25 protein-coding genes and 1 pseudogene are annotated in these 23,898 nt (G+C 65.9%); 7 read left to right on the forward strand and 19 right to left on the reverse strand.

Translation table 11 applies throughout. The annotated features are described in order from the left end of the window. Window positions 1-462, forward strand: a 462-nt coding sequence (locus LDQ05_RS10960) for a transposase (protein WP_226436994.1), incomplete at its 5' end; no start/stop codon positions are given. 932 nt (window positions 463-1,394) lie between these two features. On the opposite strand, the gene LDQ05_RS10965 is transcribed toward LDQ05_RS10960, so the two are convergent. From LDQ05_RS10965 to LDQ05_RS10990, 6 genes are all read right to left on the reverse strand, one after another. Continuing rightward, window positions 1,395-1,634, reverse strand: a complete 240-nt coding sequence (locus tag LDQ05_RS10965; protein WP_226436995.1) for a toxin — start codon at window positions 1,632-1,634, stop codon at window positions 1,395-1,397. Continuing rightward, window positions 1,631-1,891, reverse strand: a complete 261-nt coding sequence (locus tag LDQ05_RS10970; RefSeq protein WP_226436996.1) for a ribbon-helix-helix domain-containing protein — start codon at window positions 1,889-1,891, stop codon at window positions 1,631-1,633. The genes LDQ05_RS10965 and LDQ05_RS10970 overlap by 4 nt, the downstream gene beginning before the upstream one ends. Before the next feature lie 190 nt (window positions 1,892-2,081). Continuing rightward, complete coding sequence (locus LDQ05_RS10975; RefSeq protein ID WP_226436997.1) at window positions 2,082-2,660, reverse strand: hypothetical protein; 579 nt, start codon at window positions 2,658-2,660, stop codon at window positions 2,082-2,084. Window positions 2,661-2,673: 13 nt separating this feature from the next. Next, entirely contained in the window at window positions 2,674-3,585 is a 912-nt protein-coding gene (locus tag LDQ05_RS10980; protein ID WP_226436998.1) for a restriction endonuclease, read from the reverse strand. Window positions 3,586-3,608: 23 nt separating this feature from the next. After that, complete coding sequence (locus tag LDQ05_RS10985; RefSeq protein ID WP_226436999.1) at window positions 3,609-4,784, reverse strand: restriction endonuclease subunit S; 1,176 nt, start codon at window positions 4,782-4,784, stop codon at window positions 3,609-3,611. Next, window positions 4,781-6,313, reverse strand: coding sequence for a type I restriction-modification system subunit M (locus LDQ05_RS10990; RefSeq protein WP_226437031.1), 1,533 nt, complete (start codon window positions 6,311-6,313; stop codon window positions 4,781-4,783). Before LDQ05_RS10990 ends, LDQ05_RS10985 begins: the two co-directional genes overlap by 4 nt. Window positions 6,314-6,421: 108 nt before the next feature. On the opposite strand from LDQ05_RS10990, the gene LDQ05_RS10995 reads away from it, so the two are divergent. Both LDQ05_RS10995 and LDQ05_RS11000 read left to right on the forward strand, forming a co-directional pair. Next, entirely contained in the window at window positions 6,422-7,258 is an 837-nt protein-coding gene (locus LDQ05_RS10995; protein ID WP_226437000.1) for a putative protein N(5)-glutamine methyltransferase, read from the forward strand. An 8-nt stretch (window positions 7,259-7,266) separates the two neighbouring features. Then, window positions 7,267-8,673, forward strand: a pseudogene (locus LDQ05_RS11000) (aldehyde dehydrogenase family protein). 18 nt (window positions 8,674-8,691) lie between these two features. Here the strand turns inward: LDQ05_RS11000 and LDQ05_RS11005 are convergent. From LDQ05_RS11005 to LDQ05_RS11035, 7 genes are all read right to left on the reverse strand, one after another. Beyond that, entirely contained in the window at window positions 8,692-9,432 is a 741-nt protein-coding gene (locus tag LDQ05_RS11005; RefSeq protein ID WP_226437001.1) for an anti-sigma factor, read from the reverse strand. Next, window positions 9,422-9,997 (reverse strand): sigma-70 family RNA polymerase sigma factor, encoded by a 576-nt coding sequence (locus LDQ05_RS11010; RefSeq protein WP_226437002.1) that lies wholly within the window; start codon window positions 9,995-9,997, stop codon window positions 9,422-9,424. The genes LDQ05_RS11005 and LDQ05_RS11010 overlap by 11 nt, the downstream gene beginning before the upstream one ends. Before the next feature lie 113 nt (window positions 9,998-10,110). Continuing rightward, on the reverse strand, window positions 10,111-10,920 hold the full coding sequence (locus tag LDQ05_RS11015; RefSeq protein ID WP_226437003.1) for a DUF1295 domain-containing protein: 810 nt from the start codon (window positions 10,918-10,920) through the stop codon (window positions 10,111-10,113). Continuing rightward, window positions 10,917-12,224: a class I SAM-dependent methyltransferase gene (locus LDQ05_RS11020; RefSeq protein ID WP_226437004.1), complete on the reverse strand. Its 1,308-nt coding sequence runs from the start codon at window positions 12,222-12,224 to the stop codon at window positions 10,917-10,919. The genes LDQ05_RS11015 and LDQ05_RS11020 overlap by 4 nt, the downstream gene beginning before the upstream one ends. A gap of 11 nt (window positions 12,225-12,235) precedes the next feature. Beyond that, entirely contained in the window at window positions 12,236-12,970 is a 735-nt protein-coding gene (locus tag LDQ05_RS11025; RefSeq protein WP_226437005.1) for a DUF1365 domain-containing protein, read from the reverse strand. After that, window positions 12,967-14,280: an NAD(P)/FAD-dependent oxidoreductase gene (locus tag LDQ05_RS11030; RefSeq protein ID WP_226437006.1), complete on the reverse strand. Its 1,314-nt coding sequence runs from the start codon at window positions 14,278-14,280 to the stop codon at window positions 12,967-12,969. The genes LDQ05_RS11025 and LDQ05_RS11030 overlap by 4 nt, the downstream gene beginning before the upstream one ends. After that, entirely contained in the window at window positions 14,270-14,902 is a 633-nt protein-coding gene (locus LDQ05_RS11035) for an alpha/beta hydrolase (RefSeq protein WP_226437007.1), read from the reverse strand. The genes LDQ05_RS11030 and LDQ05_RS11035 overlap by 11 nt, the downstream gene beginning before the upstream one ends. Before the next feature lie 159 nt (window positions 14,903-15,061). On the opposite strand from LDQ05_RS11035, the gene LDQ05_RS11040 reads away from it, so the two are divergent. Next, complete coding sequence (locus LDQ05_RS11040) at window positions 15,062-15,727, forward strand: fasciclin domain-containing protein (RefSeq protein WP_169689175.1); 666 nt, start codon at window positions 15,062-15,064, stop codon at window positions 15,725-15,727. Between the two features lie 30 nt (window positions 15,728-15,757). Then, window positions 15,758-16,339 carry a lipocalin family protein gene (locus LDQ05_RS11045; protein ID WP_226437008.1) on the forward strand — a complete coding sequence of 194 codons (582 nt, stop codon included), beginning with the start codon at window positions 15,758-15,760 and terminating at the stop codon, window positions 16,337-16,339. Between the two features lie 23 nt (window positions 16,340-16,362). Here the strand turns inward: LDQ05_RS11045 and LDQ05_RS11050 are convergent, their stop codons facing one another. The 3 genes from LDQ05_RS11050 to LDQ05_RS11060 all read right to left on the reverse strand — a co-directional run bounded on the left by LDQ05_RS11050 (window position 16,363) and on the right by LDQ05_RS11060 (window position 20,629). Beyond that, on the reverse strand, window positions 16,363-17,868 hold the full coding sequence (locus tag LDQ05_RS11050) for an SDR family oxidoreductase (protein ID WP_226437009.1): 1,506 nt from the start codon (window positions 17,866-17,868) through the stop codon (window positions 16,363-16,365). Further along, window positions 17,865-19,217: a TIGR01777 family oxidoreductase gene (locus LDQ05_RS11055; RefSeq protein ID WP_226437010.1), complete on the reverse strand. Its 1,353-nt coding sequence runs from the start codon at window positions 19,215-19,217 to the stop codon at window positions 17,865-17,867. The genes LDQ05_RS11050 and LDQ05_RS11055 overlap by 4 nt, the downstream gene beginning before the upstream one ends. A gap of 62 nt (window positions 19,218-19,279) precedes the next feature. After that, window positions 19,280-20,629, reverse strand: a complete 1,350-nt coding sequence (locus LDQ05_RS11060) for a cryptochrome/photolyase family protein (RefSeq protein WP_226437011.1) — start codon at window positions 20,627-20,629, stop codon at window positions 19,280-19,282. Between the two features lie 33 nt (window positions 20,630-20,662). On the opposite strand from LDQ05_RS11060, the gene LDQ05_RS11065 reads away from it, so the two are divergent. After that, window positions 20,663-20,896: an RNA-binding S4 domain-containing protein gene (locus LDQ05_RS11065; protein WP_226437032.1), complete on the forward strand. Its 234-nt coding sequence runs from the start codon at window positions 20,663-20,665 to the stop codon at window positions 20,894-20,896. Window positions 20,897-20,900: 4 nt separating this feature from the next. Here LDQ05_RS11065 and rraA read toward each other — a convergent pair whose 3' ends face one another. After that, window positions 20,901-21,389, reverse strand: a complete 489-nt coding sequence (gene rraA / locus LDQ05_RS11070; RefSeq protein WP_226437012.1) for a ribonuclease E activity regulator RraA — start codon at window positions 21,387-21,389, stop codon at window positions 20,901-20,903. A gap of 145 nt (window positions 21,390-21,534) precedes the next feature. Between rraA and LDQ05_RS11075 the strand changes: the two genes are divergently transcribed. After that, window positions 21,535-22,284 carry a FadR/GntR family transcriptional regulator gene (locus LDQ05_RS11075; protein ID WP_226437013.1) on the forward strand — a complete coding sequence of 250 codons (750 nt, stop codon included), beginning with the start codon at window positions 21,535-21,537 and terminating at the stop codon, window positions 22,282-22,284. 1 nt (window position 22,285) lies between these two features. Here LDQ05_RS11075 and LDQ05_RS11080 read toward each other — a convergent pair whose 3' ends face one another. After that, window positions 22,286-23,515 carry an Nramp family divalent metal transporter gene (locus LDQ05_RS11080; RefSeq protein WP_226437014.1) on the reverse strand — a complete coding sequence of 410 codons (1,230 nt, stop codon included), beginning with the start codon at window positions 23,513-23,515 and terminating at the stop codon, window positions 22,286-22,288. Further along, window positions 23,512-23,892, reverse strand: coding sequence for a DUF5313 family protein (locus LDQ05_RS11085; RefSeq protein WP_226437015.1), 381 nt, complete (start codon window positions 23,890-23,892; stop codon window positions 23,512-23,514). Before LDQ05_RS11085 ends, LDQ05_RS11080 begins: the two co-directional genes overlap by 4 nt. Window positions 23,893-23,898: the final 6 nt, after the last annotated feature.

The raw sequence follows: 23,898 nt of genomic DNA on the forward strand, positions 1-23,898 counted from the left end.
TCGGCGCATCCGGGTGCGTTGGCGGCGATGAAGGAGATCATCGGGGCCGAGGACATCGACAGGGCGCAGTTGGCGATCGCGGCGTTCGAACGGGACTACGGCGCGAAGTATCCGAAGGCAGTCAAGAAGATCGTCGACGACGCCGAGGTGCTGCTCGAATACTTCCGGTATCCCGCCGAACATTGGGTGCATCTACGCACGACGAATCCCATCGAATCTACTTTTGCGACGGTGCGGCTTCGGACCAGGGTGACCAAAGGCCCGGGCTCGAGGGCGGCGGGTATGGCGATGGCCTACAAGCTGATCGAGGCGGCGCAGTCGCGGTGGCGGGCGGTCAACGCTCCGCAGTTGGTGGCGTTGGTGCGGGCGGGCGCGTTGTTCCACAAGGGCAAGCTCCTCGAACGGCCGGTCGACATCACCCCGGATCCGTCACCGGATACTCCGGTGTCTGAGGTCGCCTGACAAACCGAGATCCACAGGTATTGACAATTCCTCGCCCGTCGACGCCATCATCCGAAAGCATGTTCGAAGTGTAGCCGGACCCTCCGACAAGAAATGAAAATCCACCAGAAGTGGAAATCCGGACGGTGCTTCCGATCTGGAGAACCCCCATTCGGGTTGACGCTCATCGTCACACGTGGGACCATCCCTGCACCGACCTGAATACAGGTCGACCCCGGCTGGTGCTGGAACACCGAACCGGGGTCTGGGCACACGACAGAACGGAACTGTCATGCACCGTAGGGTGGAGTCTATCCACACGCCCCCAGGGGGCGCTTCTCATGGTTCGGTCTTCGATACCGACCCTCTTCGTCTCACCTCGCCGGGGTCTTCGCTGACGTCCTGATCTTCCGAGCCTCTCGACCCATCCGGTCGAGGGGCCCGAGGTGTTTCGTTTCGACGTGCGCGCGGGCCGTTCCGGTAGCCGCGGCGCGTCGGGCATTCGTCGCTCATCACCCGAGGTCCGACGTCAGCGCAATTCGACGCTGCGCGCAGGGGTGCCTTCCCGTGCGTGAAACCGACTGGGCGCCAGTACCTTCGTCTCCACAGCTGGCGGTGGAGCACCCGCTCGTGAGGGTCGACACGAACGACCGGGTTCAGCGTGAGCCGCACGTCACCTCCGACGTGGGGCCAGAAGCGTTGGCCGAGATGGTCTATCGGGGTATGGCGACCGGGCAGCTGTGGGGAAGGGGCCGAAGGCAAGCTCAGGGACCCGCAGGGTCTCCGTACGGTCGGGCACAGCCGCCCGCAGGGCGTCGTCTGGCCAGGCCACCGAGCCCGGGCAGAACCCCATCGAGTTCCCGGCCGAGAGTTGAGGAGCAGCCCCGCTTACTGCGGGCCGGACTGTAGCCCCCCGTGGACTGGTTTCGTGCACCTCCGCAGGGGGATTGAAATCAAGGCAGGAGATCGAAGTACTGCGGACGGGCCTTCATTGCGTGGATAAGAAGTTCGTTTCCACTGTCGAAACGCAGTACGACTAGTTCCAGTAGACGGCCCTTCCGGTCGAAACCGAGTCGGAATTCTCGCGTGGGATGGTCGTCATCGAGGTCGGCTGCATAGACGTGATGCTGAGCCGCGTGGAGGCTGTCGGTCTCGTCGATTCCATGCTTGAGTGCGGATTTATGTGCCTTCACGCGACCTGAGTCCAGGCGCGGATCGCTTCTCGAATCGCCTCCGACCTGGACACATGCTCCTTCTCTGCCCGCGCGTTCAGTGCCTGCAGCAACGCTTCGTCCATGCGGACCGGGACCACTGTTGCGGGGCCGTCTCCGATGGTCGGGCGACCACGCTTACGTAAGGTGGGGACGTCGTAGCCTGCCTCGGCTTCGTTGGCCCAGCCTTCGATCATCTCGTCGGTGACGGGGGTTCCGTCGATCGTCTCACCAGCCATACTCAATAGTGTAATACGAAATGGGGCTGGCCTGAACTCGCACGTAGAAGGCCAATACGCCACGAGCGCCGCACCGACGGCTACTGGTCCGGTCGTAAGTCGACCCAGCTCGCTCGGAGGTACTACTGGCGGCGGTCGTAGCGCGGCGCGCGCGCTGCCTGAGGTTGTGTGCGTTCGTTTGCAGCAATCGTCAGGCGTCGGTGGCTCGCCCGAGGACATGCGCCGCGAACGCACGGTTGTGGTACTGCGCGTACGGGCCGCGACCCTTGCCGACGAGCAGCTCGGCTAGGGGGCGGATCGCGGCGGCGAGAGGCAGGCCGAAGAACTGTTCGTCGGCCCCATCGTCGGACAGGAACCAGTCGATGACGACACCGTCGCCGTCCGCCGACGCCATCCCGGTGCGATGGAAACGCAGCAGTGGGAGGCTGTCCTCCAATTGCTCGACGGTCTTCGAGGTGGCGGCGCCGAGAGCGGACTCCGACACATACAGGGCGATGCGGTAGTCCACGATGTCGTTTCCCTCGAGGTAGCGCTCGACGTACAGCACTTCCATCGGCCCGACGTTCAGCGTGAAGAGACGTTGCATCTGGGCGGTCCTGTTCGTGGTGGGGAGCGCGCTCAGCGTCCACCGGTCCACTTCCGCGCCGGCCGGGTCGTCGAAGGCGTCGGCCAAGAAGTCGGCGACGAGGTCGACTCCGGGGTCGAAGAACGGGTCCCGTTGCAGTTCGGCGAAGTTCTCGTCGCTGGCGGAAGGGTGGAGTGTTTTCACGGGTGTCCTCGGTTCATTCGAAGTAGTCTTCGTCCACTTCGACGACGGTGAAGGTCTGCCGGGTCTGCACGGCCACTCCGTATCGGATCATCAACGACGCCAAGCGCCCACCATCGATGAGGATGATGCGGGTGCCGATGTTCTGCGCGTACTCGCGGGCACCGGAGGTGAAGGAGCTGGTGGTGATGAATACACCGCGGGCGGCACCGACGCCGTGCAGGGCACCGACGAACGCCTGAATCTCCGGCCGACCAACTGTATTGTCTGCGGCGTAGCGCTTGGCCTGCACGTAGATGCGTTCGAGTCCGAGGGGGTCCTGATCGATGACCCCGTCCACGCCGCCGTCACCGGAGCCGCCGATGCGGGTGGCCTTTCCCTCGGTACCGCCGTATCCCATGGCTACGAGCACGTCGAGGACGGACTGCTCCAGAAAGTCGGGGTGCTGCCCGCGCAGTCGTGTCAGCAAGTCTGTCGCGACCTCCGAATGCAACCGAGTGACGCCACTCTCGATCTGTTCGAGAGGGTCAGCTTCACTCTCGTCCTGTGCGGCAGTACTGGCCTGGCCGGGTTCGGATTTCGATGTACTCCGGACTACGGGAACGTAGTCCTGGTACGCGGGAATAGCTTTCAGCGTTTTCTCGGTGATTCCGTCCGGGTGCTGCGCGAGCAGGGCGCGGCCGGTGTCGGTGATGGTGAACGTGGCGCGTGCCGGTTTGTCGACGAGTTGCGCACGGAAGAGTCCGCTCAAGGTCCATCCGATCCTGTTGTCGAAGCGGCTCTGTCCGGACGCCAGCGCCTCAGCCCGCTGCTCGGCCGTGAGGCCGACATGATCTGCGACTGCTTCGTGCAACTCTCGCTTCCGCCACGTTGCGCCGTCAGCGAGCACCTCCAGCACTGGAGTAAGAAAGCCGGACCACACCGGCATCGCCGACACGGGGCCCGGCGCCGTCACAGCTCGCCCCGGAAGGCGCGGGCTTGGAGGGAGGAGAAGAGGGCGTCGAGTTCGGTTAGGGCGGTGTGATGCTTCACCCGTTCGTCCAATACCAAACCAACATGCGCTTCAAAGGCTCGCTGATGAGCCAAGGGTGGAGACGGTATTCGAATGCCTTTCACCATCGACAGATTGAGGTTCTTCTGACGTACGCCACGCTGAACGCGCCGGAATTCATCGCGACCCACAGCGACCGCGAAGTAGACGTATGGGGTCGATGCAGCGTCAGGGTTGATCGATGCAAACGCGATCGCCTGGTTGCAAGAGCAATCCTTGGTTGCGATGCTTGACTTCAAAGCAGCTGTGTCGTACATGCCGAGCAGCAAAGAACCTGCTGGTACAGCTTTCGCGCTAGTCTCCTTGATGGCAGCTTCAGTTAGTTGTTCGTGGCTCACCGAGACATACATCTCGTTCAGTTCTCCGGACGAGAACCACGGGATGTTTCCCTCAAAGTAACTCTTCGAGGTGCGAGGCGGCGTTCCTCCGCTCTGCCACTTACCCAATTCTCCGAGTGAAACGGTCTGCAGGCCCTTCGAGTTGAACGCTGGATGGCCGAACATGTCGATGAAGATCGAACGGGTCAGCGCGTCGAGGCGGGCGAGGGCTGCGCGGCGCTTGGCGCGGAGGGCGTCGGCGTGGTCGAGGATCGCCGCGATCCGCCGCTGCTCCTCAACCGGGGGCAGCGGAATCAACCATCGTGCGAGAGCCGCCCGTCCGAGGTGATTGATTCCAGTTCCTCGTGATCCACGCACAAACTCGCCAGACTCCGCCTCGTGACGGAAGAAATGCAGAAGGTAGCGAGAGTCCACTTGCTCACTAGGCCGAACCCGGAGGAGTGTGTTCTGGAATGCGCAGTTGTCGAGTTCCCCTTGCCAGAGCGCGGGCTTTCCAACCTCGCGCGGTGATCCGGATGCCTCATTGAGAAGGATATCGCCGGGTTCCAGACGGAACTGCGCCAACTCGGCGTTCGTGAAGTTCATCTCCTTCACGTCGTCGAGGAGCAGCCCACTCCACCCCACGTTGGCGGCGCGCAGGTACTTCCGCATGTTCGGGCCATCGTGATTCTTTGGTGAGCGTTGGCGCCCGAGTTTGACCTCAGCGACCTCGGCCAACGGCACGATCGTCCCGCTCACGCCAGCATCTCCCGCAGCTGCGCCATGCCGTCGACGATGTCCTTCTCGAGCCGATCCAGCTCGTCGAGGATCTCGGTTGGCGCTCGGTGCTCGACCTCCTCATGCACGATCTCTTTGTACCGATTCAGGGACAGGTCGTAGCCCTGCGCGGCGATGTCGTCCTTCGGCACGCAGAAACTCTGCTCGGTTTGCGCACGCTCCAGCTCACCGCCGTCACGTTCGTTCCAGCGCCGCAGCACGTCCGGCAGGTTGTTCTTCGAGTGCTCGTCCTCGCTCACCTCCGCGAGCACACCGAGCTTGCCCTCGTCCAACAGCGGATTGCGCTTGTCGTCCAACGAGAATCCGTCGGCCTGCACGTCGTAGAACCACACATTGTCGGTGCCGCCGGAGTTGGTCTTCGTGAAGAACAGAATCGCCGTCGACACACCCGCATACGGCTTGAACACACCGGACGGCAGCTTCACGACGGCATCGAGCTTCTGCTCCTCGACAAGAATCCTGCGAAGTTCCTTGTGTGCCTTGGACGATCCGAACAGCACGCCGTCGGGCACGATCACCGCCGCACGGCCACCCGGCTTGAGCAGGCGCAGGAACAGTGCCAGGAACAGCAGTTCCGTCTTCTTCGTCTTCGCGATCTGCTGCAGATCCTTCGCGGTGTTCTCGTAGTCGAGGCTGCCCGCGAACGGCGGGTTCGCGAGGATAAGCGAATACGCTTCGGCATCACCGGTGTTCGCTTCGGCAAGTGAATCGCGGTAACGGATGTCGGGTTGCTCGATGCCGTGCAGCAGCATGTTCATCGACCCGATGCGGAGCATCGTGTTGTCGAAGTCGAAGCCGTGGAACATCTCGTGGTGGTACTGCTGCTTGCCGGCACCCGCGTTGATGGCGTCCGCGTGATAGCTGCGCATGTACTCCGACGCGCCGACGAGGAAGCCGCACGTACCGGACGCCGGGTCCACAATCGTGTCGCCCGGCTTCGGTGCCGTCATGTGCACCATCAGCTCGATGATGTGCCGCGGCGTACGGAACTGGCCGTTCTGCCCGGCGGCCGCGATCTTCGCGAGCAGGTACTCGTAGATGTCGCCCTTGGTGTCGCGGTTCTCCATCGGCACCTTGTCCAACCGGTCCACCACCCGCTGCAACATCCCCGCGTTCGGGATGCTCAGCCGCGCGTCCTTCATGAAATGCGCGTAGGTGGACTCCTCGCCGCGCATGTTCTTGATGAACGGGAACACCCGGTTCGCGACGATGTCGAACATCTCGTCGGCATGCCGGTCCTTGAACACCGACCAGCGCAGGTCGTTGAACGGCCTGCCGTCCTCATCGTCGCCCTCCGGGAACGGGTTGCCCTCGATCGGGTCGCCGAACAGGTTCGCCTTCTCCAGCGCCCGCGTCTGCTCGTCGTCCAGCCGGCGGATGAACAGCAGGTACGTGATCTGTTCCATCACCTCCAGCGGATTGGAGATGCCGCCCGTCCAGAATGCGTCCCAGACTGCATCGACCTTGTTCTTGATGTCACCGGTGATCACGGGTACCGCTACCTGCCTGTCCTGCTCGCTCGAGTCCAACAGAACTGTATAGACCACCCCACCGACAAGGTATTGCCCAGGTCGGCACATGCGCGGTTAGTGTGAGCTGTGACTGAAATCGGAGGCGGTCCGAGCGCGGCGCCACCCCCTGCGACTCTGGTCGCACAACTGAGGTCTGCCGGATGCGTCTTCGCGGAAGACGAAGCCCGCCTGCTCACCGATGCAGCGCGCAGCCCGTCCGATCTGGAAGACCTCGTACAGCAGCGGATCGACGGCCGACCTCTCGAGCACGTGCTGGGATGGGCCGAATTCTGCGGTCTGCGGATCAGCGTCGACGCAGATGTCTTCGTCCCACGCCGTCGCACTGAATTTCTCGTGCACTGCGCCGCCGAAGTCGTTGCACCGGGTTCGTTCGTCGTCGACATGTGCTGCGGCTGCGGTGCGGTCGGGGCTGCGCTCGCCGCTGCCGAACCCGCGATCCGGCTGCACGCCGCGGACGTCGATCCCGCGGCGGTCCGTTGCGCGCGGCGCAACCTCGAACGATGCGGCGGCGACGCCCACTGCGGCGATCTCTATGCGGCGCTGCCCGACACGATGCGAGGCCGCATCGATGTGATCGTCGCCAATGCCCCCTACGTGCCGACGGAGGCGATCGCGACGATGCCGTCGGAGGCACGACTGCACGAGCCGCGTGTCGCGTTGGACGGCGGTGCCGACGGACTCGACATGCATCGTCGCCTGGCGGTGTCCGCGTCGGAGTGGCTTGCGCCCGGGGGCCACCTGCTGATGGAAGCCGGTCTCCGGCAGGTCGAGGCAGCAACCGGGATCCTCGCTGCGGAGGGACTGACAACGGTCGTTCACCGGTCGGACGAATTCGATGCCACCGTGGTCGTCGGCGTTCCCCGCAGATCGCGACCAGAGTGTAAGGAGATCGGACGCGGGTAGACCGAAGTATGGTCACATTTGCACTCCAGAACCCGAACACCGGTACCGAAGAAGAGCAATTCGAACGAATCGACGACACAGACCGAGATGCGATCCTTGATCGCGCCACCGAAGCGCAGCGCAGTTGGCAGGAGACCTCCGTCGACCAGCGCGCGGATGTTCTCCGCGCCGTCGCCGATCTCTATGAACAGCACAAGGATCGGCTGATCGACTACATGGGCCGGGAGATGGGCAAGCTCCGGCCGTGGGGCGCGGCCGAACTGGACATCGTGGTGGGCATCTACCGCTGGTACGCAGACAACGCCCACCAACTGCTCGCGCCCGAGGAACTCCCGGCGCAGGGCGCGGACCGTTCGTACGTGGTCAAGCGGCCGCTCGGAGTGATCCTGGGAATCATGCCGTGAAACTTTCCGTACTACCAGGTCGCGCGGTGGGCGGCCCCCAACCTGCTGCTCGGAAATGCGCTGGTGCTCAAGCACGCGGGGATCTGCCCGCTCTCCTCCCAGGCGTGCGAGGACCTCCTGATCGAGGCCGGATTGCCGCGTGGCGTGTTCCAGAACATCTACGCTTCCGGCTCGCAGATGGAACCCTTCATCGCAGACAAGCGGATCCAGGGTGTTTCCCTCACCGGATCCGAAGGCGCCGGTTCTGCAGTGGCAAAGACGGCCGGGGAACACTATAAGAAGTCACTGCTCGAGCTGGGTGGAAACGACCCCTTCCTCGTGTTGGATGCCGAGAACCTGGAGTGGGTACTGGACCGATACGTGGACATCCGGATGTTTGCAACGGGCCAGGCGTGCAATGCGCCGAAGCGGCTCATCGTGCAGCCGGAATTCTACGACCGCACGGTCGCCTACCTGGAAAAGGCGATCGGCGCGCTCACGGTGGGTGCCTATGACGATCCGGATGCCGACGTAGGCCCGCTCAGCTCGATCGGTGCCCGCGACGAGATCGTCGACCGCCTCGCCACCGCGGCACGCGAGGGGACCGCCACGATCCGGGTGGGCGGGAAGAAGATCGACCGTGACGGCGCGTACATGGAGCCGGCCCTGCTCACGGATGTGGATCCGTCCGCAGATGTGGGGTGCAACGAGATCTTCGGTCCGGTCGCGATCGTGTACAAGGCGAACGGGGTGGACGAGGCCGTGCGCATTGCCAACGAGGAATCCGAGTACGGACTGTCCAGCTCGGTATGGTCCTCGGACGTCGACAAGGCGCACGAGGTGGCTGCGCGGCTCAAGGACGGCATGACGTTCGTCAACGAGCATGCGGTCACCGCAGCCGGCCTGCCTTTCGGCGGTGTCGGCCGTTCCGGCTACGGCCGCGAGCTGGCGCAGTGGGGCGTGGGCGAGTTCGTCAACGAGAAACTGATCCGTGTGTCCGGACAGCGCAGCGCTGGTCTGTCGCCCACATGAGCTTCGGTCCGGGACAGATCAGCCGAGCGGCAACTCAGCGAAAATGCTTGTCGGCTGGGTTGATCCGCCTTCCGGCTCCACACTGAATCCCAATGCGGTCGCATCCGAGATGCCTTCGAGCACAGCCGTGGTCGACGGTGCGACGTCGGCGGGTGTCATGGTGCCTGCGGCAGTCGCGCCGTCGGGTCCGATCAGCCACATCTGGTAGACGGTGCCGTCGGTCGGCGGCGCGACGTTGTTCATCACCAGCACACCGGCGTCGACGTCCTTCGAATACACGACCGTCGCCGTACCGCCCCCCTCGATCGAACCCGAGGTGGTGCGCACGTCCTCGGCGGCGAGAACCTGCGCCGAGGTGGGGGGAGTGCCCTGGCCGATCTGGGTTGCCACGCCGATACCTGCGATGGCGATCACCACCGCCGCCGCTGCCGCCAGCAGGAAATAGCGTCGCCGGTTCCGGCGGGCCGACAGGTCGATCGGGGAATCGGGCGCAGAGGTATCCGGAGCAGTGCCGATGGTTTCGAGCAGACGGTGACGTACGTGGGCCGGCGGCTCGGCGACTGTCGCATGCGAAACCTGCGCCATCGTCTCGCGAACCTCGCGGACCTCGCGCCGGAATGCTGCGGCGACGTCGGAGTCGGCCTCGGCCACTCGCAGTTCGATTTCGCGGCGTTCGTCGTCCGAGACCGCATCCAGGGCGTACACAGCGGCGAGGTTGAGCAGATGGTCGTCGTCGAAGTCGAGAGGGCTACTCGTCATCGCTGGTCACCCCCAGACAGTTCTTCAAGCGGATCAGGCCGTCCCTGATTCTCGATTTGATGGTCGGCAGCGTCGAGGCCAGTCGTTCCGACACTTCGCGATACGTGAGCCCGCCGTAGTATGCGAGCTCGACCGACTGGCGCTGCAGATCGGTCAGCGTACCCAGACAATCGAGGACCTGTCGTGTGTCGTCGCGGCGGAGCGCTTCGTCGCTGACGCTGTCGAACTCGGTGGGCGTGGTCAGGGCGCCGTAGCGGGACTCCCGTTCGGCGCCGGACTGCTCGGCGCGCACCCGGTCGACGGCCCGGCGATGCGCCAGCGTGATCAGCCACGCGAGTGCAGACCCCTGCGTGCGATCGAACCCCGGCGCCGTGCGCCATACCTGCAGGTAGACCTCCTGCAGTGTTTCTTCGCTGTAGCCGGGATCGCGCAGTACCCGCAACACCATGCCGTACGCCCGAGCTCGCGTCAGGTCGTAGAACTGCGCGAAGGCAGCCGAATCCTCCGCCGCGACTCGATCGAGCAACGCTTCGAGTGTGTCGGTTCCGCCACCGACGTCGGTCATGGTCCGTGTCCGCTCATCGGACGAAACACTAGCCGGACGAATCGGGCCGCTCAACCTGCACCCACCTGGATGTGGCCCGGTCACGAGTGGCAGCGACGCATCGAGCACGCCGATCATCTCCTGTGGACGCGCGACCGCGGGGGCCGCGGAAGGAAATACGACGTTCGCTGCTGGTACTCGGGATAGCCGGGCCGTTTCGACATGGACTGTTCGAGCAGCCGCGCACCTGTCGCGTAGACGAGGAAGTACGTCATGATCGCGGGTGAGGCCACAGTGACTGCTCCGGGCCACACACTCGCCGCGATCAGCCATACGCCCCACCACACGGCGGCGTCACCGAAATAGTTGGGATGACGCGTCCACGCCCACAGCCCGCGGTCCATGATCCGGCCACGGTTCGCGGGGTCGGCCTTGAACCGGCGCAGTTGCAGGTCTCCGATCGCCTCGAACAACACACCGACGATCCACGCGGCGACACCGACCCAGAGCACCAGTGTGCCGAAGTCGCGGGTGGGCCCGAGCACCGCCGAGACCTGGATCGGCAGCGACACGAACCATTGGGCCGCGCCCTGGGTCACGAAGACCTTGCGGATGATCGTGGCGATCGAGTGGTCACCCGCGCGTTCGAGCATGTCCGTGTAGCGGGGGTCTTCACCTTTGCCGAGCGACTTGCGGTACATGTGCCATGTCAACCGAAGTCCCCACACCGTCACAAGCGCCAGCAGGAGCATCCGTCGCGAGACGTCACCGCTGCCGAGCAGTGCCGAGGCGGCAGCCACCGCCACGAAACCGAGCCCCCACGACACGTCCACCACGTTGTACCGGCCGATGCGGTGCCCGATCGCGAAGGTGACCGCCTGGATCGCGGCGAGCAGCACCACCGCGGACACGGTGATGAGCACGAACTCCGACCAGGCGTTCATCGCGCGCCCTCCTTCCGGAACACGATCTGCTGGACGTCGAGATAGCCCGAGCGGAACCCGGCCTCCGAGTACGCGAGATAGAACTCCCACATTCGCCGGAACACGGCATCGAATCCGAGATCCGCGACACGGTCCGTGTGCGTGGTGAAACGTTCCCGCCACAATCGCAGGGTCTCGGCGTAGTGGTCGCCGAATCGCAGACGATCGACGGTGCGCAGCGACGTCAGCGAGCGCGTGATCACGTCGATCGATTCGGTCGACGGCAGCAACCCGCCCGGGAAGATGTACTTGTGGATCCACGTGTAGCTGTCGCGCGTCTCGGCCATCCGGTCGTGCGGCATCGTGATGGCCTGCAGCGCGACGAGGCCACCGGGCCGCAACAGCCGGTCGAGTGTCCGGAAGTACGTGGGCCAGTAGTCGTATCCGACCGCCTCGATCATTTCCACCGAGACGACCGCGTCGTATTCGCCGTCCACTGCCCGGTAGTCGAGGAGATCGATCTGTACGCGGTCGGACAGACCGGCCTCCGCCACCCGCCTGCGGGCCAGCGCCTGTTGTTCGGTCGAGAGCGTCACAGAGCGCACGGTGGCACCACGCTTCGCGGCACGCACGCTCAGTTCACCCCAGCCGGTACCGATTTCGAGGAGCCGCGTTCCAGCGCGCACGTCCGCGGCATCGAGCAACCGGTCGATCTTGCGGTGCTGGGACGTCTCGAGAGCATCCCACCGTGCGGGGAGCTCGTCGAACAGCGCACTCGAGTAGGTCATGGACCCGTCCAGAAACGTTTCGAACAAGGCGTTCGACAGGTCGTAGTGGCGGGAGATGTTGGAGCGGGTGTTCTCCTCGGTGTTCCGTTCCCCAGTGGGTTGCGCCGCGACGACGAACCGGCGCAGACGCCGGAGCGGCAACGGGATCAGCGTCCCGATCTCGGCGGCGAACGGGGTGAGTACTGCGACGGGGTCCGACGCGGTCCAGTCGCCTGCCATGTAGGCCTCACCGAAACCGACGAGTCCACCGCGGCCGAGCCGTCGGGCGAACGACTCCGGACGACGGATGATCATCCTGGGCAGAATCCGAGAATCAATGCTGTTGCTGCTTCCTGCCGCACCGCCGCCTCCGAGCACGGTTCCGTCGGGGTATTCCACCCGCACGTCCAGGCGCGCAGCAGCATTGCGGAACAACCGGTCGGCGATCACCGCAGCGACGCGGGTGCGGAGTCCCCCTGGGACTGACGCCAGGTCGGGCCATCTCGTCGGGTCGACGCTCACACGCGGGGTGAGCAGTTCGAGTTCGGGTGTGCTCATCGGGCACTCTCCTATAGGTGTCTGTGGGCCGAGGGCGCTGCAGGGCGCGGGACGAGGGGGAGTCCACGCAGCCACAGCCCGACGCCCTGTCTCCGGATGCGAGCCGAGACCATGTGCGGTGCAAGCGGATGAGTGAGCTGGGAGAGGGCGACGACCCCGAGTGTCGCCGGCCTGCCGGACCCGCGCATCGTGGCCGTGAAAGGCGGCTGTCCCTCGCGGTGTAGCGACACCTCGACATCGAGAAAGGGGCCTGGCTCCGCGACCCGCAGGGTGTAACTGCCGGTGACCTCATTGAACGGGGAGACGTAGAAGACCTTGTCGGCCTCCGCGTAGCCCGAGGCATCCGGCCTCAGCAGATAACAGTGCCGCCCCCCGTAGGTGTTGTGCACCTCGGCAACAACGCACACGAGTGTTCCGCCGGGATCGTGACACCAGAACAGCGTCAGCGGATCGAAGACGTGACCGAGTACCCGCGCGTTCAGCAGCGCGGTGATACGTCCGCCGTCGAGGTCGATTCCCTCGCCCGCGAGATACGCGTCGATCCGCTCTCGGAGCGTCGCGTCCGGGCGGGTGTCGTCGAAGTGATCGGCGGGGTCGAACCGGGCGAACGGACGCAACCACCACGGCAGCACCGGAAGGTCGTCGAGGTCGATGTACCAGCTGTAGCTTCGGTATTCGAATGCGTGCCGTATCGGTGCGCGCCGAACGTGTCCGATTCTGGTGCGGTAGAGCCACGCCGTGGTCACGGGGACACCTCCGCCCTGATGTAGGAAGGTGCACTCCACTCGACGCCGAGCCGCCGAGCGGCCTCCACGCCGGACCGGGCGCCGTCTTCGTGGAATCCCCACCCGTGGTATGCGCCGGCGAATACGATTCTGCTGTCTCCGATCTCGGGCAGACGCGCCTGTGCTGCAGTCGATTCGGGCGTGTACAGCGGATGCTCGTACGTCATCTCCGCGATCACCTTGCGGGGGTCGACGAGATGCGCACCGCCGAGGGTGACGAGGAATCGCCGATCCGTGACCGTGGTCAGCCGCATCAATCTGGTCATGTCGTAAGTGACGATCACGCCCTCGGGTCCGGTGTCGGCGGGCGTCAGATAGTTCCACGACGCGCGGGCGCGCTCATTACGGGGCAGCAGCGACGTGTCGGTGTGCAGCTGCGCATGATTCGTCGAATACGGTAGCGCGCTGAGTATCCGGCTCTCCTGCGGAGTCGGGTGGGCGAGCATCGCAAGAGCCGCAGATGGATGCACGGCGATGACGGCCGCGTCGAACCACCGCACATCTCCGTCGCCGACGATCATGCACACTCCGTCATCCGTCCGCTCGACGCTGTGCACCGGAGTGTCCACGAGCACCTCGTCGAGCCGGCTCGCGAGTGTGTCGACGTAGGTGCTCGACCCGCCGGTCACGGTGCGCCAGGTGGGCGAACCGAAGACGGTGAGCATGCCATGGTGGTCGAGGAACCGGAAGAGGTAGCGAGCGGGATAGCGGGTGGCCAGCGCCGGGTCGCACGACCACACCGCGGCGACGAGAGGAGTCATGAAATGATCGATAAAGAACGGGGATAAGCCATTCCGTTCGAGAAAAGCCTCTAGCGGCTCGTCCTTCCCGTCGTCGCCCGATTCGAGTAGGGCCAGCGCGGCGCGGTGGAAACGCAGTATCTCAACCAGCATCCGGAGGTAACGCGGCTTCGTGAACGACCGCCAGGTGGGAAAGAGCCCCGGAAGACCCTTCGCTCCCGCATATTCGACTCCGGTCGGGTCGGAGCGGATCGACATCGACATGTCGCTCTCCTGAGTGGCGACACCGAGCTCGTCGAACAGGCGTAACAGTGTGGGGTAGGTTCGGTCGTTGTGCACGATGAAGCCCGTGTCGACCGCGACTTCCTGCCCGTCCTCGAGCGTGAGGTGATGGGTGTGGGCATGGCCACCGAGGCGTGAGTCCGCCTCGAACAGGGTCACACGGTCGCGCCGGGACAATACGTGGGCGGCGCTGAGCCCGGCGACGCCGCTGCCCACCACGGCGATGGAACGGGACGGTTCACGCGTCATGGTTTCCTCCGGTAGAGCTCGTCTCGGGTGTCAAGGCATCGATGAGGAAGTCGGCGGTGACGGAGTGCCACCATCCGGGCCGGGTCAGCATGAAATGTCCCGCGCCGGGCAGCGGACACCATGTTGCGTCGACTCCGCGCCGCAGGGCCGCCGCGGTCTGGGATTCGGCCGACGCGGGATCCGTCCAGCGGTCTCCGGTTCCGTGCGCCACCAGGAGCCGGCGTCCCGCAGGGATGAGTGCGGCGTCGTTGTCGGGCCACCAGGGGGCCAGCGCGACCACTGCTTCGACACCGTTCTGCGCGGCGAGATGTGCCGCGACCCGCCCGCCCATCGAATGTCCCACGAGGCCGATGCGGGTGTCGGGACGCCGATCGAGTGTCGCGTCGAGTGCACGCAGTGCGTCGTGCACGGGGCTCATCCGGTCGCCGTTCCAGCCGCGCACTCCGTACTGCACCTGGCCCACCGTGATGCCGTGACCCGTCAGCCTCGAACGTAACGCCTCGGTCAGCAGGGCCATTCGCACGCTCGTCAGATGCCACGGTCGTGTCCCCGCATGGCTCGAGGGTTTGCCACCGGGCAGTACGAGGACGTGCGCGCGTCCCCGAGGTGAAGTGGAATCCATGCTCGGGCTTCGGTGCGGACGCGATTCCGGATGGGTCACCGGCGCCGGAAAATTTTTCTTCCGCTCGCACCCATCCCCCTGACCCGCAGCGGCGAATGACTCTCCGACACACCTCATCGACGCGGTTCGAGGACCGCACGTACCGAAGGGAACGAGACGATGGCGAATCGGACACGTAAGAGCTTGGCGCTTATCGGTATCGGCGCTGCGGCGGTACTGAGCATCTCCGCCTGCACGTCGGACGACAGCTCCGACACCACGATGGATACGACCACCAGCACCATGACCGAAACCACCGCACCGATGGAGACCACGGAGTCGGCTGCGGCAATGCCGGCAGGCCTCGTCGGGCCCGGATGCGCCGCCTACGCAGAACAGGTGCCGACGGGCCCCGGTTCGGTTGAAGGTATGGCGCAGGAGAACGTGACCACTGCGGCATCGAACAACCCGATGCTCACCACGCTCACCGCGGCGGTCTCCGGGCAGCTCAACCCGGACGTGAATCTCGTCGACACTCTCAACGGCGGCGAATTCACGGTGTTCGCGCCGGTGGACGACGCCTTCGCGGCGGTCGATCCCGCGACCATCGAGACGTTGAAGACCGATTCGGCGCTGCTGACCGATGTCCTCACCTACCATGTGGTCCCCGGTCAGATCGCGCCCGCCGATATCGCCGGCGAGCAGACCACCGTTCAGGGCGGCGCCGTCGAGGTCGCAGGCTCCGGTGACGAGTGGACAGTCAACGACGCCAACGTGATCTGCGGTGGCATCGAAACAGCGAACGCGACGGTCTACCTGATCGACGGCGTCCTGATGCCGCAGTAGTACTGCCTCGGCAAGCAGAAGGGAGACCCCATGAGGAAAACAATCATCGGTCTCGCTGCGGCGCTCCTCGCCGCAGCGGGCTCGACGTTGGTTGCAGCACCCGCGCAGGCGGCGCCGCTGCGTCCCGTCCCGCAACTCGATGTGAGCCGCTACCTGGGCCAGTGGTACCAACTGGCCGCCAATCCGGCGCCGTTCAACCTCGATTGCGTGCGCGACACCACCGCGAACTACACGCCGATCGACGAACAGAACATCCGCGTGGAGAATTCGTGCACCACCGTCACCGGTGAACGCCGCGGCATCGTGGGCAACGCGCGGGTCAACGACACCGCGGCACTGCACGTGTCGTTTCCCGATGTCCCGTCACAGGATTCACTCGACGGACCGAGCAACTACATCGTCGCGCACCTCGCCGACGACTACTCGTGGGCGCTGGTCGGTGACCCGAGCCGGCTCTCCGGGTTCGTGCTGTCGCGGTCCCCGGTGGTGGACGTGGCGGACTGGCAGGAGATCCGCGCGGTCGTGGAGGCGCAGGGATACAACTCGTGCTTGATGCTGACCTCGCCGACCACGGAAGGAATGCAGGAGATCAGGCCGCTCTGCACGGTGTGAACGGAACGGACAGGCCGGTGACGTCAGTCGTCACCGGCTTTCCGTGCTGTCCCGGCAATGTTCTCGAGCATGCCGGCGAAGATGATTCCGTGGAACGGAAGCAGCGAGTACCAATACACCCGCCCCGCCAGGCCTTTGGGGAAGAAGATCGCGCGCTGGTGTAACCGCGCGCGATCCGTACCGCGGGATTCGAGCCGCCATTCGAGCCATGCGCCACCGGGCGCGAGCATTTCCGCACGCAACCGCAACAACTCCGGGCGGTCGATGCGCTCGACCCTCCAGAAGTCGAGGGCGTCGCCGGTGTGCAGGGTGCGTGGATTCCGCCGTCCGCGGGTCAGGCCCACCCCGCCGACGAAGCGATCGAGCCAGCCGCGGATCGTCCACGCCAGTGGGAAGGAATACCAGCCGTTCTCGCCGCCGATGCCCTCGACGACATCCCACACCGCGTTCACGTCTGTGTCGCAGTCGAGGCTGCGCTCATCCGTGTAGACAACCTCCCCGGCCCACTCCGGATCCGACGGTAACGGGTCTGCAGGCGCGCCGACAGGCGACGCGTTCGCCCACGTGGTTTCCACTTCGCCGCGTTCGATACGCCCCAACGCCAATGCGACGGCGTCGCGATACCCGGTGAGCCCGCCGCGTGGCGGCGCGATCACTTCGTCGACATCGTGATCGTCCATCACCGCATCGTTTCCCAGCGATTCGATCAGGGTGCGGCCCAGGGACGGCGGGATCGGAGTGACCAGGCCGATCCACAGGCCGGCCAGTTTCGGTGTGAGAACCGGAAGCACCAGGATCCTGCGACGGTGCAATCCCGCCACGTCTGCGTAGACCTGCATCATCTCGCCGTACCGCAGCACATCGGGTCCGCCGATGTCGTAGGTGCGGCTGCGCGGCAGCGGGGCGGTCGCTGCGGCAACCAGATAGTGGAGCACGTCCCGGATCGCGATCGGCTGGATCCGGTTGTTCACCCATCGGGGTGTCGTCATGACGGGCAGGCGATTGCTCAGATGCCGGATCATCTCGAATGATGCCGAACCCGAACCGATCACCACGCCCGCCTGAAGCACCAACGTGGGCACCCCGGACTCGAGCAGGATCCGGCCGACCTGTGCTCGCGACCTCAGGTGCGTCGACAACTCCGCGGACTTCGGGTGCAGGCCACCGAGATAGACGATCCTCCCGACATCTGCACTGCGCGCGGCGGAGGCGACGTGTTCGGCAGCGCGACGTTCTGCGTCGAGGAATTCGCCGCGACCACCCATCGAATGCACCAGATAATAGACAACGTCGATATCCTGGAATGCTCGCTCGAGCGATTCGGGATCGCCGAGGTCGCCGCGTAGCACCTCCACATCGCCGGCCCATGGCACGTCGCGGAGTTTGTCGGGGTTGCGCGCGAGAACCCGCACCCGATGGCCCGCTGCGACCAGGCGAGGTGCGAGCCTGCCTCCGATGTACCCGGTCGCCCCCGTCACGAGGATGCGCAGCGACCGACCGGGCGAGTCGACGCGACCCGTTTCGGTCATGACGCCGCCAGCAGGTGGCGCAGGCAGTCCTCGAGGGAAGCCCTCCGGAATGTGTGCCCGGCATCGAGCAGACGCCGGGGCACGACGTACTGGTCGGCGGTCGCCAGTTCGCGGGCACCTTGCTCACCGAGCAGCAACTTCGGGCCGAAGCCCGGGACCGGCACCAACGCAGGCCGATGCAATACATCCGCCAGAACTCGCGTGTATTCCTCGTTTCGGACAGGCTCCGGCGCAACGGCATTGACAGGTCCCGACAACGCCGGGTCGTAGAGCGCGCGATGGTAGACGTCGAGCAGGTCGTCGAGATCGATCCACGACAACCACTGCCTTCCGCTGCCGAGGCGCCCACCGAGACCCGCGGTGAACAGGGGCCGCATCAGCTGCAGAGTGCCGCCGCGCGGGGTCTGCACCACCCCGGTACGCACATTGACCACGCGCAGTCCTGCGTCGGCGGCGGGTGCGGTGGCAGCCTCCCAGTCGGTCACCACATCGGTGAGGAAACCTCCTCCACCCGAGGAGTGCTCGTCGAGTGGTTCGTCCCCTCGGTTGTAGCCGTACAGACCGATCGCCGATGCACACACGAACGTTGCCGGCCCGTTCGCGGTACTGGCCGCGCGCTCGGCGAGCCGCCTCGTCGGTTCGATGCGGCTCTCGCGTATCGCGGCCTTGTGGGAGTCGGTGAACCGTCCGGCGATCGACGCGCCTGCGAGGTGGACGACGGCGTCGACGCCCTCGAACAGGTCGGCGGCAGGCGACTCGGGATCCCAACGTCGCTCGTCGTCGCCGCGCGCCGTTCGCCGCACCAGGTGGATCACGCGGTAGCCGCCGGTACTCAGGAACGCGGTCAGTGCAGTGCCGACGAGCCCGCTCGTGCCGGACACCGCGACGGTGGCGGGCCGCACTCCCTGCTCGCGCGCCCAGCGGTGGCTTGCGAGGTCTTCGGCGAGCTGACGGTGCCGGTAGCGGAAGGTCTGCAGCAGCAGACGTTCCGGGATCGGGGTGTCGACGCGATCGGTCACACGGGTGCGGTGGCCGTCGACTTCCTCGAATCGGTGTTCGTGGCGCCACGAGCCGACAAGCCCCGCCGGTAGCGACATCACCCCCTTGCGGCCGAGTTCGTCGACGAAGCGAGCCGGCGGATCGTAGGCATCGCGTTGGTGGTCCGCTACCCAGCGCAAGCCCCCGGGTAGCCCGAGGACGGCACGTCCGTCCGCGAGGGATCCGGCCTCGGAGACGACGTTCATCGGCTGCCACGGCGGCAGCAGGCGATGGATCGCGCCGCGCCGGGAGTGCCAGCCGAAGACGTCGTTGCGGGTCGCGTCGACGACGCTGCTGTACTCGATTCCCATCGTGCCTCCGTGGATCGTGTTCCGCCTGTGTTCCATTCGGAGCCGGTCGCTCGGCGGATGGTTCAGTCTCGGGCGGAGATCTCTCCGTATCGTGCCAACGCCACCTGTCGTTCGTGGGCATGATCGACCATCGGCTCGGGATATCCGGGCGGAGGGCCGTCCGGCAGCCGATGGACACTTTTACCCGTGATGTCGCCCAACTCGGGTACCCAGCGGCGCACGTAGTCACCCTTCGGATCGAACTTCTCGCCCTGTGAGGTCGGGTTGAAGACGCGGAAATAGGGTGCGGCATCGGTGCCGCAGCCGGCCGTCCACTGCCATCCGTGCTGGTTGGATGCGAGATCGCCGTCCACGAGGTGTGTCATGAAGTGCTTCGCGCCCCACCACCACGGCAGGTGCAGATCCTTGGTGAGGAACGACGCGACGATCATCCGGAGCCGATTGTGTATCCAGCCTTCGGCGAGTAGTTGCCGCATTCCTGCGTCGACGATCGGGAATCCGGTGCGGCCCTGCTGCCACGTGGCGAAGGCACGCTCGGCGTCCGGTCCTGTGTCGTAGCGGATGCTCTCGAACCGGGGGTTGTAGTTGCGGTATGCGGTGTCGGGGCGGTGGTGGAGGACGTCGGCGTAGAAGTCGCGCCAGCACAGTTCGCTGCGGAAGGTCACGGCGCCGGGGTCCGAACGGCCGCGCAGATCGTGGAGCAGGGTGCGCGGGTGCAGGCACCCGAATTTGAGGGCGGCGGACAGTCGGCTCGTGCCGTCGAGATCGGGCCGGTCGCGGTCGGTGTCGTATCTTTCGAGCTCGTCGTCGCGGAACTCCCGCCAGCGACGCAGTGCAGCCTGCTCACCGGCCGGGGGCAGCATGATGTCGGTGTCGTCGTCCGGGATGTCGACGCGCAGGTCCGTCCCGTCCGGATCCAGCCACGACACGGTGGAGACGTCGGTGGTCGCGGGGGACCGCCACCCGTGGTCGAGCCAGGCGCGCCGGAACGGGGTGAACACCCGATACGGTGTGCCGTCGTTCTTGAGGACGCGACCGGGTGAGACGGCGTAGGGCGAGCCGGTCCGGACCAGCGGCACCTCACCGAGCGCGGTCTCGACCGCTCGGTCGCGGCGCGACCCGTACGGCGCGTGATCGGCACTGATGTGCACGGCACCCGCATCGAACTCGCGGGCGATCTTCGGTACCACGGTGGCGGGGTCGCCGTGGGCGACCAGCAACCGCCCGCCGAGGTCGTCGTCGAGAGCGCGCAGACAGCGCAGCAGAAAAGTGTGGCGGGGCCCGGTGGCAGCGAACGTGTCGTCGAGCACGAACAGCGCGACCACATGGTCGGCGTCGGCGGCGCTCGACAGGGTGGGCAGATCGCTCAGCCGCAGATCGCGGCGGAACCAGACGACTTCGGTGGTACTCACCCGTCCAGTGTGCGTGGAGGGGGATGGGTGACAATGGCGAACATGGCCGATGCGTTCGAAGTTCCCATCCGTGACGACACGATCAGGCTCGGCCAGTTCCTGAAACTGGCGAGCCTGATCGAATCCGGCGCCGAGGCCAAAGAGGTGATCGCCGACGGTCTCGTCTCGGTCAACGGTGAGATCGAGGTGCGCAGAGGCAGGCAGTTGCACACCGGTGATGTCGTCGAGATCGGTGGAGTGAGCGCGCGGGTGGCCCGCGACGCGTGAACGGTCAGTCTGCCGCGCGGACTACCACGCCGTCATGATCGCTGTAGACGATCTCGCCCGGGTTGAACGTCACCCCGCCGATCTCGACCGGCACGTTCTTCTCGCCCGATCCGGTCTGGGTGCTCTTGCGCGGGTTGGTGCCCAGCGCTTTGACGCCGATGTCGAGGGTGCGCAGGATTGCGGAGTCGCGCACGGCACCGTTGATGATCACACCGGACCAGCCGTTGTCGACGCCGCGTCCGGCGATGATGTCGCCCACGAGGGCGGTATGGATGCTCGCGTCGCCGTCCACCACCAGGACACCGCCGTTGCCCGGCTCGGACAGCGTCTGCTTGACCAGCAGATTGTCCTGGAAGCAGCGGATGGTGGTGATCGGGCCGACGAATTCGGTGCGCCCACCGAACTGGATGAACTGGGTGTCGCAGCTGCGGATGTCGGGTCCGATCTCGTCGGCGAGGTCGGCGGTCGCGGTGAATTCGATGGCGTCGGTCATGATGCAGAGGATAAGCCGTGGCGGGCCGCTCTTTCACCTGCGGTGACGAGCACCACCCGTGCCGTCGACCGGGTGAATGTCCGAATCGGAAACGGGTAGATTCTTTGTATCCTTATTTCGAATCGAACCGATACAGGACGGTGACATGCCTCTCGACGCCCGCTCGACGACCGTTCGGGTGCCCAAGGCCGGCGAACTGATCGCCGCCAGTCTGCGTCGTCAGATCATCACGGGAGAGCTCGAAGCGGGCGAGCCGCTGCCCAACGAGGCAGCGCTCATGGATCACTTCGGGGTGTCGCGGCCGACGCTGCGCGAGGCCTTCCGCATCCTCGAATCCGAAGGGGTCATCACCGTGCTGCGCGGTGCGCGCGGTGGTGCCCGGGTGCAGGCACCGGACGGGTCGACCGCCGCCCGGTACACGGGACTGCTCCTGCAGTACCGGGGGGTCGCGCTGGCCGACGTGTATCGGGCCCGCACCGAACTCGAGGTCGCGGCGGTGGGGTCGATCGCTGCCGACCCCGACGGCCGCGTCGACCGTCTCCACGAGGTCGTCGAGAGCGGCGAGGCATTGTTCGACGATCCGCGTGCCTTCGCGTCGTACACCACCGAGGTGGCACGGGTGATCATGGAACTCGGCGGCAACGAGACCCTGGCGATCCTCGCGAGCATGCTGCTCGACATCATGGAGGCGCACAACGCGCTGTTCCTGTCCACCCGCACCGAGGCCGAGCGACCGGGTGCCGCCGTCGCGCTGCGCGCCAACCGCAAGCTCGTACAGCTGCTGCGATCCGGGGAACCCGGCGCGGCCGAGACATTCTGGCGCCGACACCTGGACAGTGTCGAGCGGTACATGACCGGCGATTCCGAGACGACGCTGATCGAGGTGCTGTCCTGAGTCAGCCCGCCCCGGTGACCGTCAACCACACCAAGGCGATGTTGAGGGCGACGATGAGCGCGGCCGTCGACCACGCCGCGACCGTGATCACCGTGGCGTTGCGTTGGGCGCCCATCACCGCGGAATCGGACGTCAGCCGCACCAGCGGCACGATCGCGAACGGGATGCACATGCTCAGCACCACCTGACTGAGCACCAGCGCGAACGTCGGTTCCACTCCGACGGCGAGCAGGATCAGCGCCGGGATCATCACCACCACGCGACGCACGAACGGGCGGACCCGCACGTGCAGCAGTCCCGCCATGATCTCCGCGCCCGCGGCCGACCCGACCGCGGTCGACGCCAACCCGGACGCGAGCAACCCCACGGCGAACACACCGGCCACGGTCGGGCCGAGCGCACCCGCGATCGCGGCGTGTGCGCCCTCGATGGTGTCGGTCCCCGGGGTGTCGCGCAGCGCGGACGCGGCGAGCAGCAGCATCCCGATGTTGACGCTGCCGGCGACCGCGAGCCCACCGGCGACGTCCCAGCGCGTCGCCCGCATCACCCGGTCCAGATGCGGGCCGGGCGGCACCCGACCGTGCCTGCCGCGGGCGAGCGCCGAATGCAGGTAGATCGCGTGCGGCATCACCGTCGCACCGAGCATGGATGCGGCGAGCAGGACGGTGTCGGCCCCGGCGAACCGTGGCACGAGCCCTGCGGCGGCGTCGCCCGCGGCGATGTCGGTGAACAACAATCCGCACAGGAATCCGACGGTGATGATCGCCAGCATCGACACCACCACGAACTCGAATGTGCGTTGACCGCGTCGGTTGTGCACCGACAGGATCAGCATCGACACGACACCGGTGATGAGACCACCCAGGAACAGTGGCAGTCCGAACAGCAGGTGCAGGGCGAGCGCACCGCCGATGACCTCGGCGACGTCCGTGGCGATCGCCATGACCTCCGCCTGCACCCAGAATGCGCGTCGCGTCGGGGTGCGCATCCGGTCGCCGAGCAGTTCCGGCAGCGACCGGCCGGTGACGACTCCGAGTTTCGCCGACAGGTACTGCACGAGGATCGCCATCGTGTTGGCGACCACCAGCACCCACAGCAGCAGATAGCCGTACCGGGCTCCGGCGGTGAGATTCGCGGCGACGTTGCCGGGGTCGACGTAGGCGACGGCGGCGACGAACGCCGGTCCGAGGAGCGTCGCCAGACGCGGCCCGGACGACTGTGTCCGCGTCACACGGCGCGTCCGAAGCGGCGCTCGTAGTCGAGGCGCTCGCGTTCGGCGCGGACCCGCGCCTTCGCCCCCAGCAAGGTGGGATCGATCCCGTGCTGCTCGAGGCGGTGACGCTGCCAGATCGGCATGAGTGCGACCGCGAAATAGATCAGCGGCAGCAGCAGGAGCAGCATCATCGCCAGTGGAATCCACACGGGTCCGGGGATGAGCAGGAACAGCATCAGGAACGGGATGATCGGCGTGATCCACCGCACGAGGTAGCGGCGCGACGCGCCCGGACCGAGAATGTCGTCGCGAACCCAGTCGCGCATCTCGACGGGCAGGCTCCGGCCGAAGAAGTAGGACACTCTCTCGACCGGGCCGGGCGTCGTGCTGCTCATGCCCTC

The sequence above is a fragment of the Rhodococcus yananensis genome (genome assembly GCF_020515525.1).
Lineage (GTDB): Bacteria > Actinomycetota > Actinomycetes > Mycobacteriales > Mycobacteriaceae > Rhodococcus > Rhodococcus yananensis.

Coding starts and splice junctions, on each gene's coding strand:
- LDQ05_RS11085 (WP_226437015.1), bottom strand. CDS start 23,892: ATGAGCAGCACGACGCCCGGCCCGGTCGAGAGAGTGTCCTACTTCTTC.
- LDQ05_RS11050 (WP_226437009.1), bottom strand. CDS start 17,868: ATGACCGAAACGGGTCGCGTCGACTCGCCCGGTCGGTCGCTGCGCATC.
- LDQ05_RS11020 (WP_226437004.1), bottom strand. CDS start 12,224: ATGAGCACACCCGAACTCGAACTGCTCACCCCGCGTGTGAGCGTCGAC.
- LDQ05_RS11015 (WP_226437003.1), bottom strand. CDS start 10,920: ATGAACGCCTGGTCGGAGTTCGTGCTCATCACCGTGTCCGCGGTGGTG.
- LDQ05_RS11075 (WP_226437013.1), top strand. CDS start 21,535: ATGCCTCTCGACGCCCGCTCGACGACCGTTCGGGTGCCCAAGGCCGGC.
- LDQ05_RS10980 (WP_226436998.1), bottom strand. CDS start 3,585: ATGCCGGTGTGGTCCGGCTTTCTTACTCCAGTGCTGGAGGTGCTCGCT.
- LDQ05_RS11010 (WP_226437002.1), bottom strand. CDS start 9,997: ATGACCGACGTCGGTGGCGGAACCGACACACTCGAAGCGTTGCTCGAT.
- LDQ05_RS11040 (WP_169689175.1), top strand. CDS start 15,062: ATGGCGAATCGGACACGTAAGAGCTTGGCGCTTATCGGTATCGGCGCT.
- LDQ05_RS11065 (WP_226437032.1), top strand. CDS start 20,663: ATGGCGAACATGGCCGATGCGTTCGAAGTTCCCATCCGTGACGACACG.
- LDQ05_RS10970 (WP_226436996.1), bottom strand. CDS start 1,891: ATGGCTGGTGAGACGATCGACGGAACCCCCGTCACCGACGAGATGATC.
- LDQ05_RS11030 (WP_226437006.1), bottom strand. CDS start 14,280: ATGACGCGTGAACCGTCCCGTTCCATCGCCGTGGTGGGCAGCGGCGTC.
- rraA (WP_226437012.1), bottom strand. CDS start 21,389: ATGACCGACGCCATCGAATTCACCGCGACCGCCGACCTCGCCGACGAG.
- LDQ05_RS11035 (WP_226437007.1), bottom strand. CDS start 14,902: ATGGATTCCACTTCACCTCGGGGACGCGCGCACGTCCTCGTACTGCCC.
- LDQ05_RS11055 (WP_226437010.1), bottom strand. CDS start 19,217: ATGGGAATCGAGTACAGCAGCGTCGTCGACGCGACCCGCAACGACGTC.
- LDQ05_RS11045 (WP_226437008.1), top strand. CDS start 15,758: ATGAGGAAAACAATCATCGGTCTCGCTGCGGCGCTCCTCGCCGCAGCG.
- LDQ05_RS11005 (WP_226437001.1), bottom strand. CDS start 9,432: ATGACGAGTAGCCCTCTCGACTTCGACGACGACCATCTGCTCAACCTC.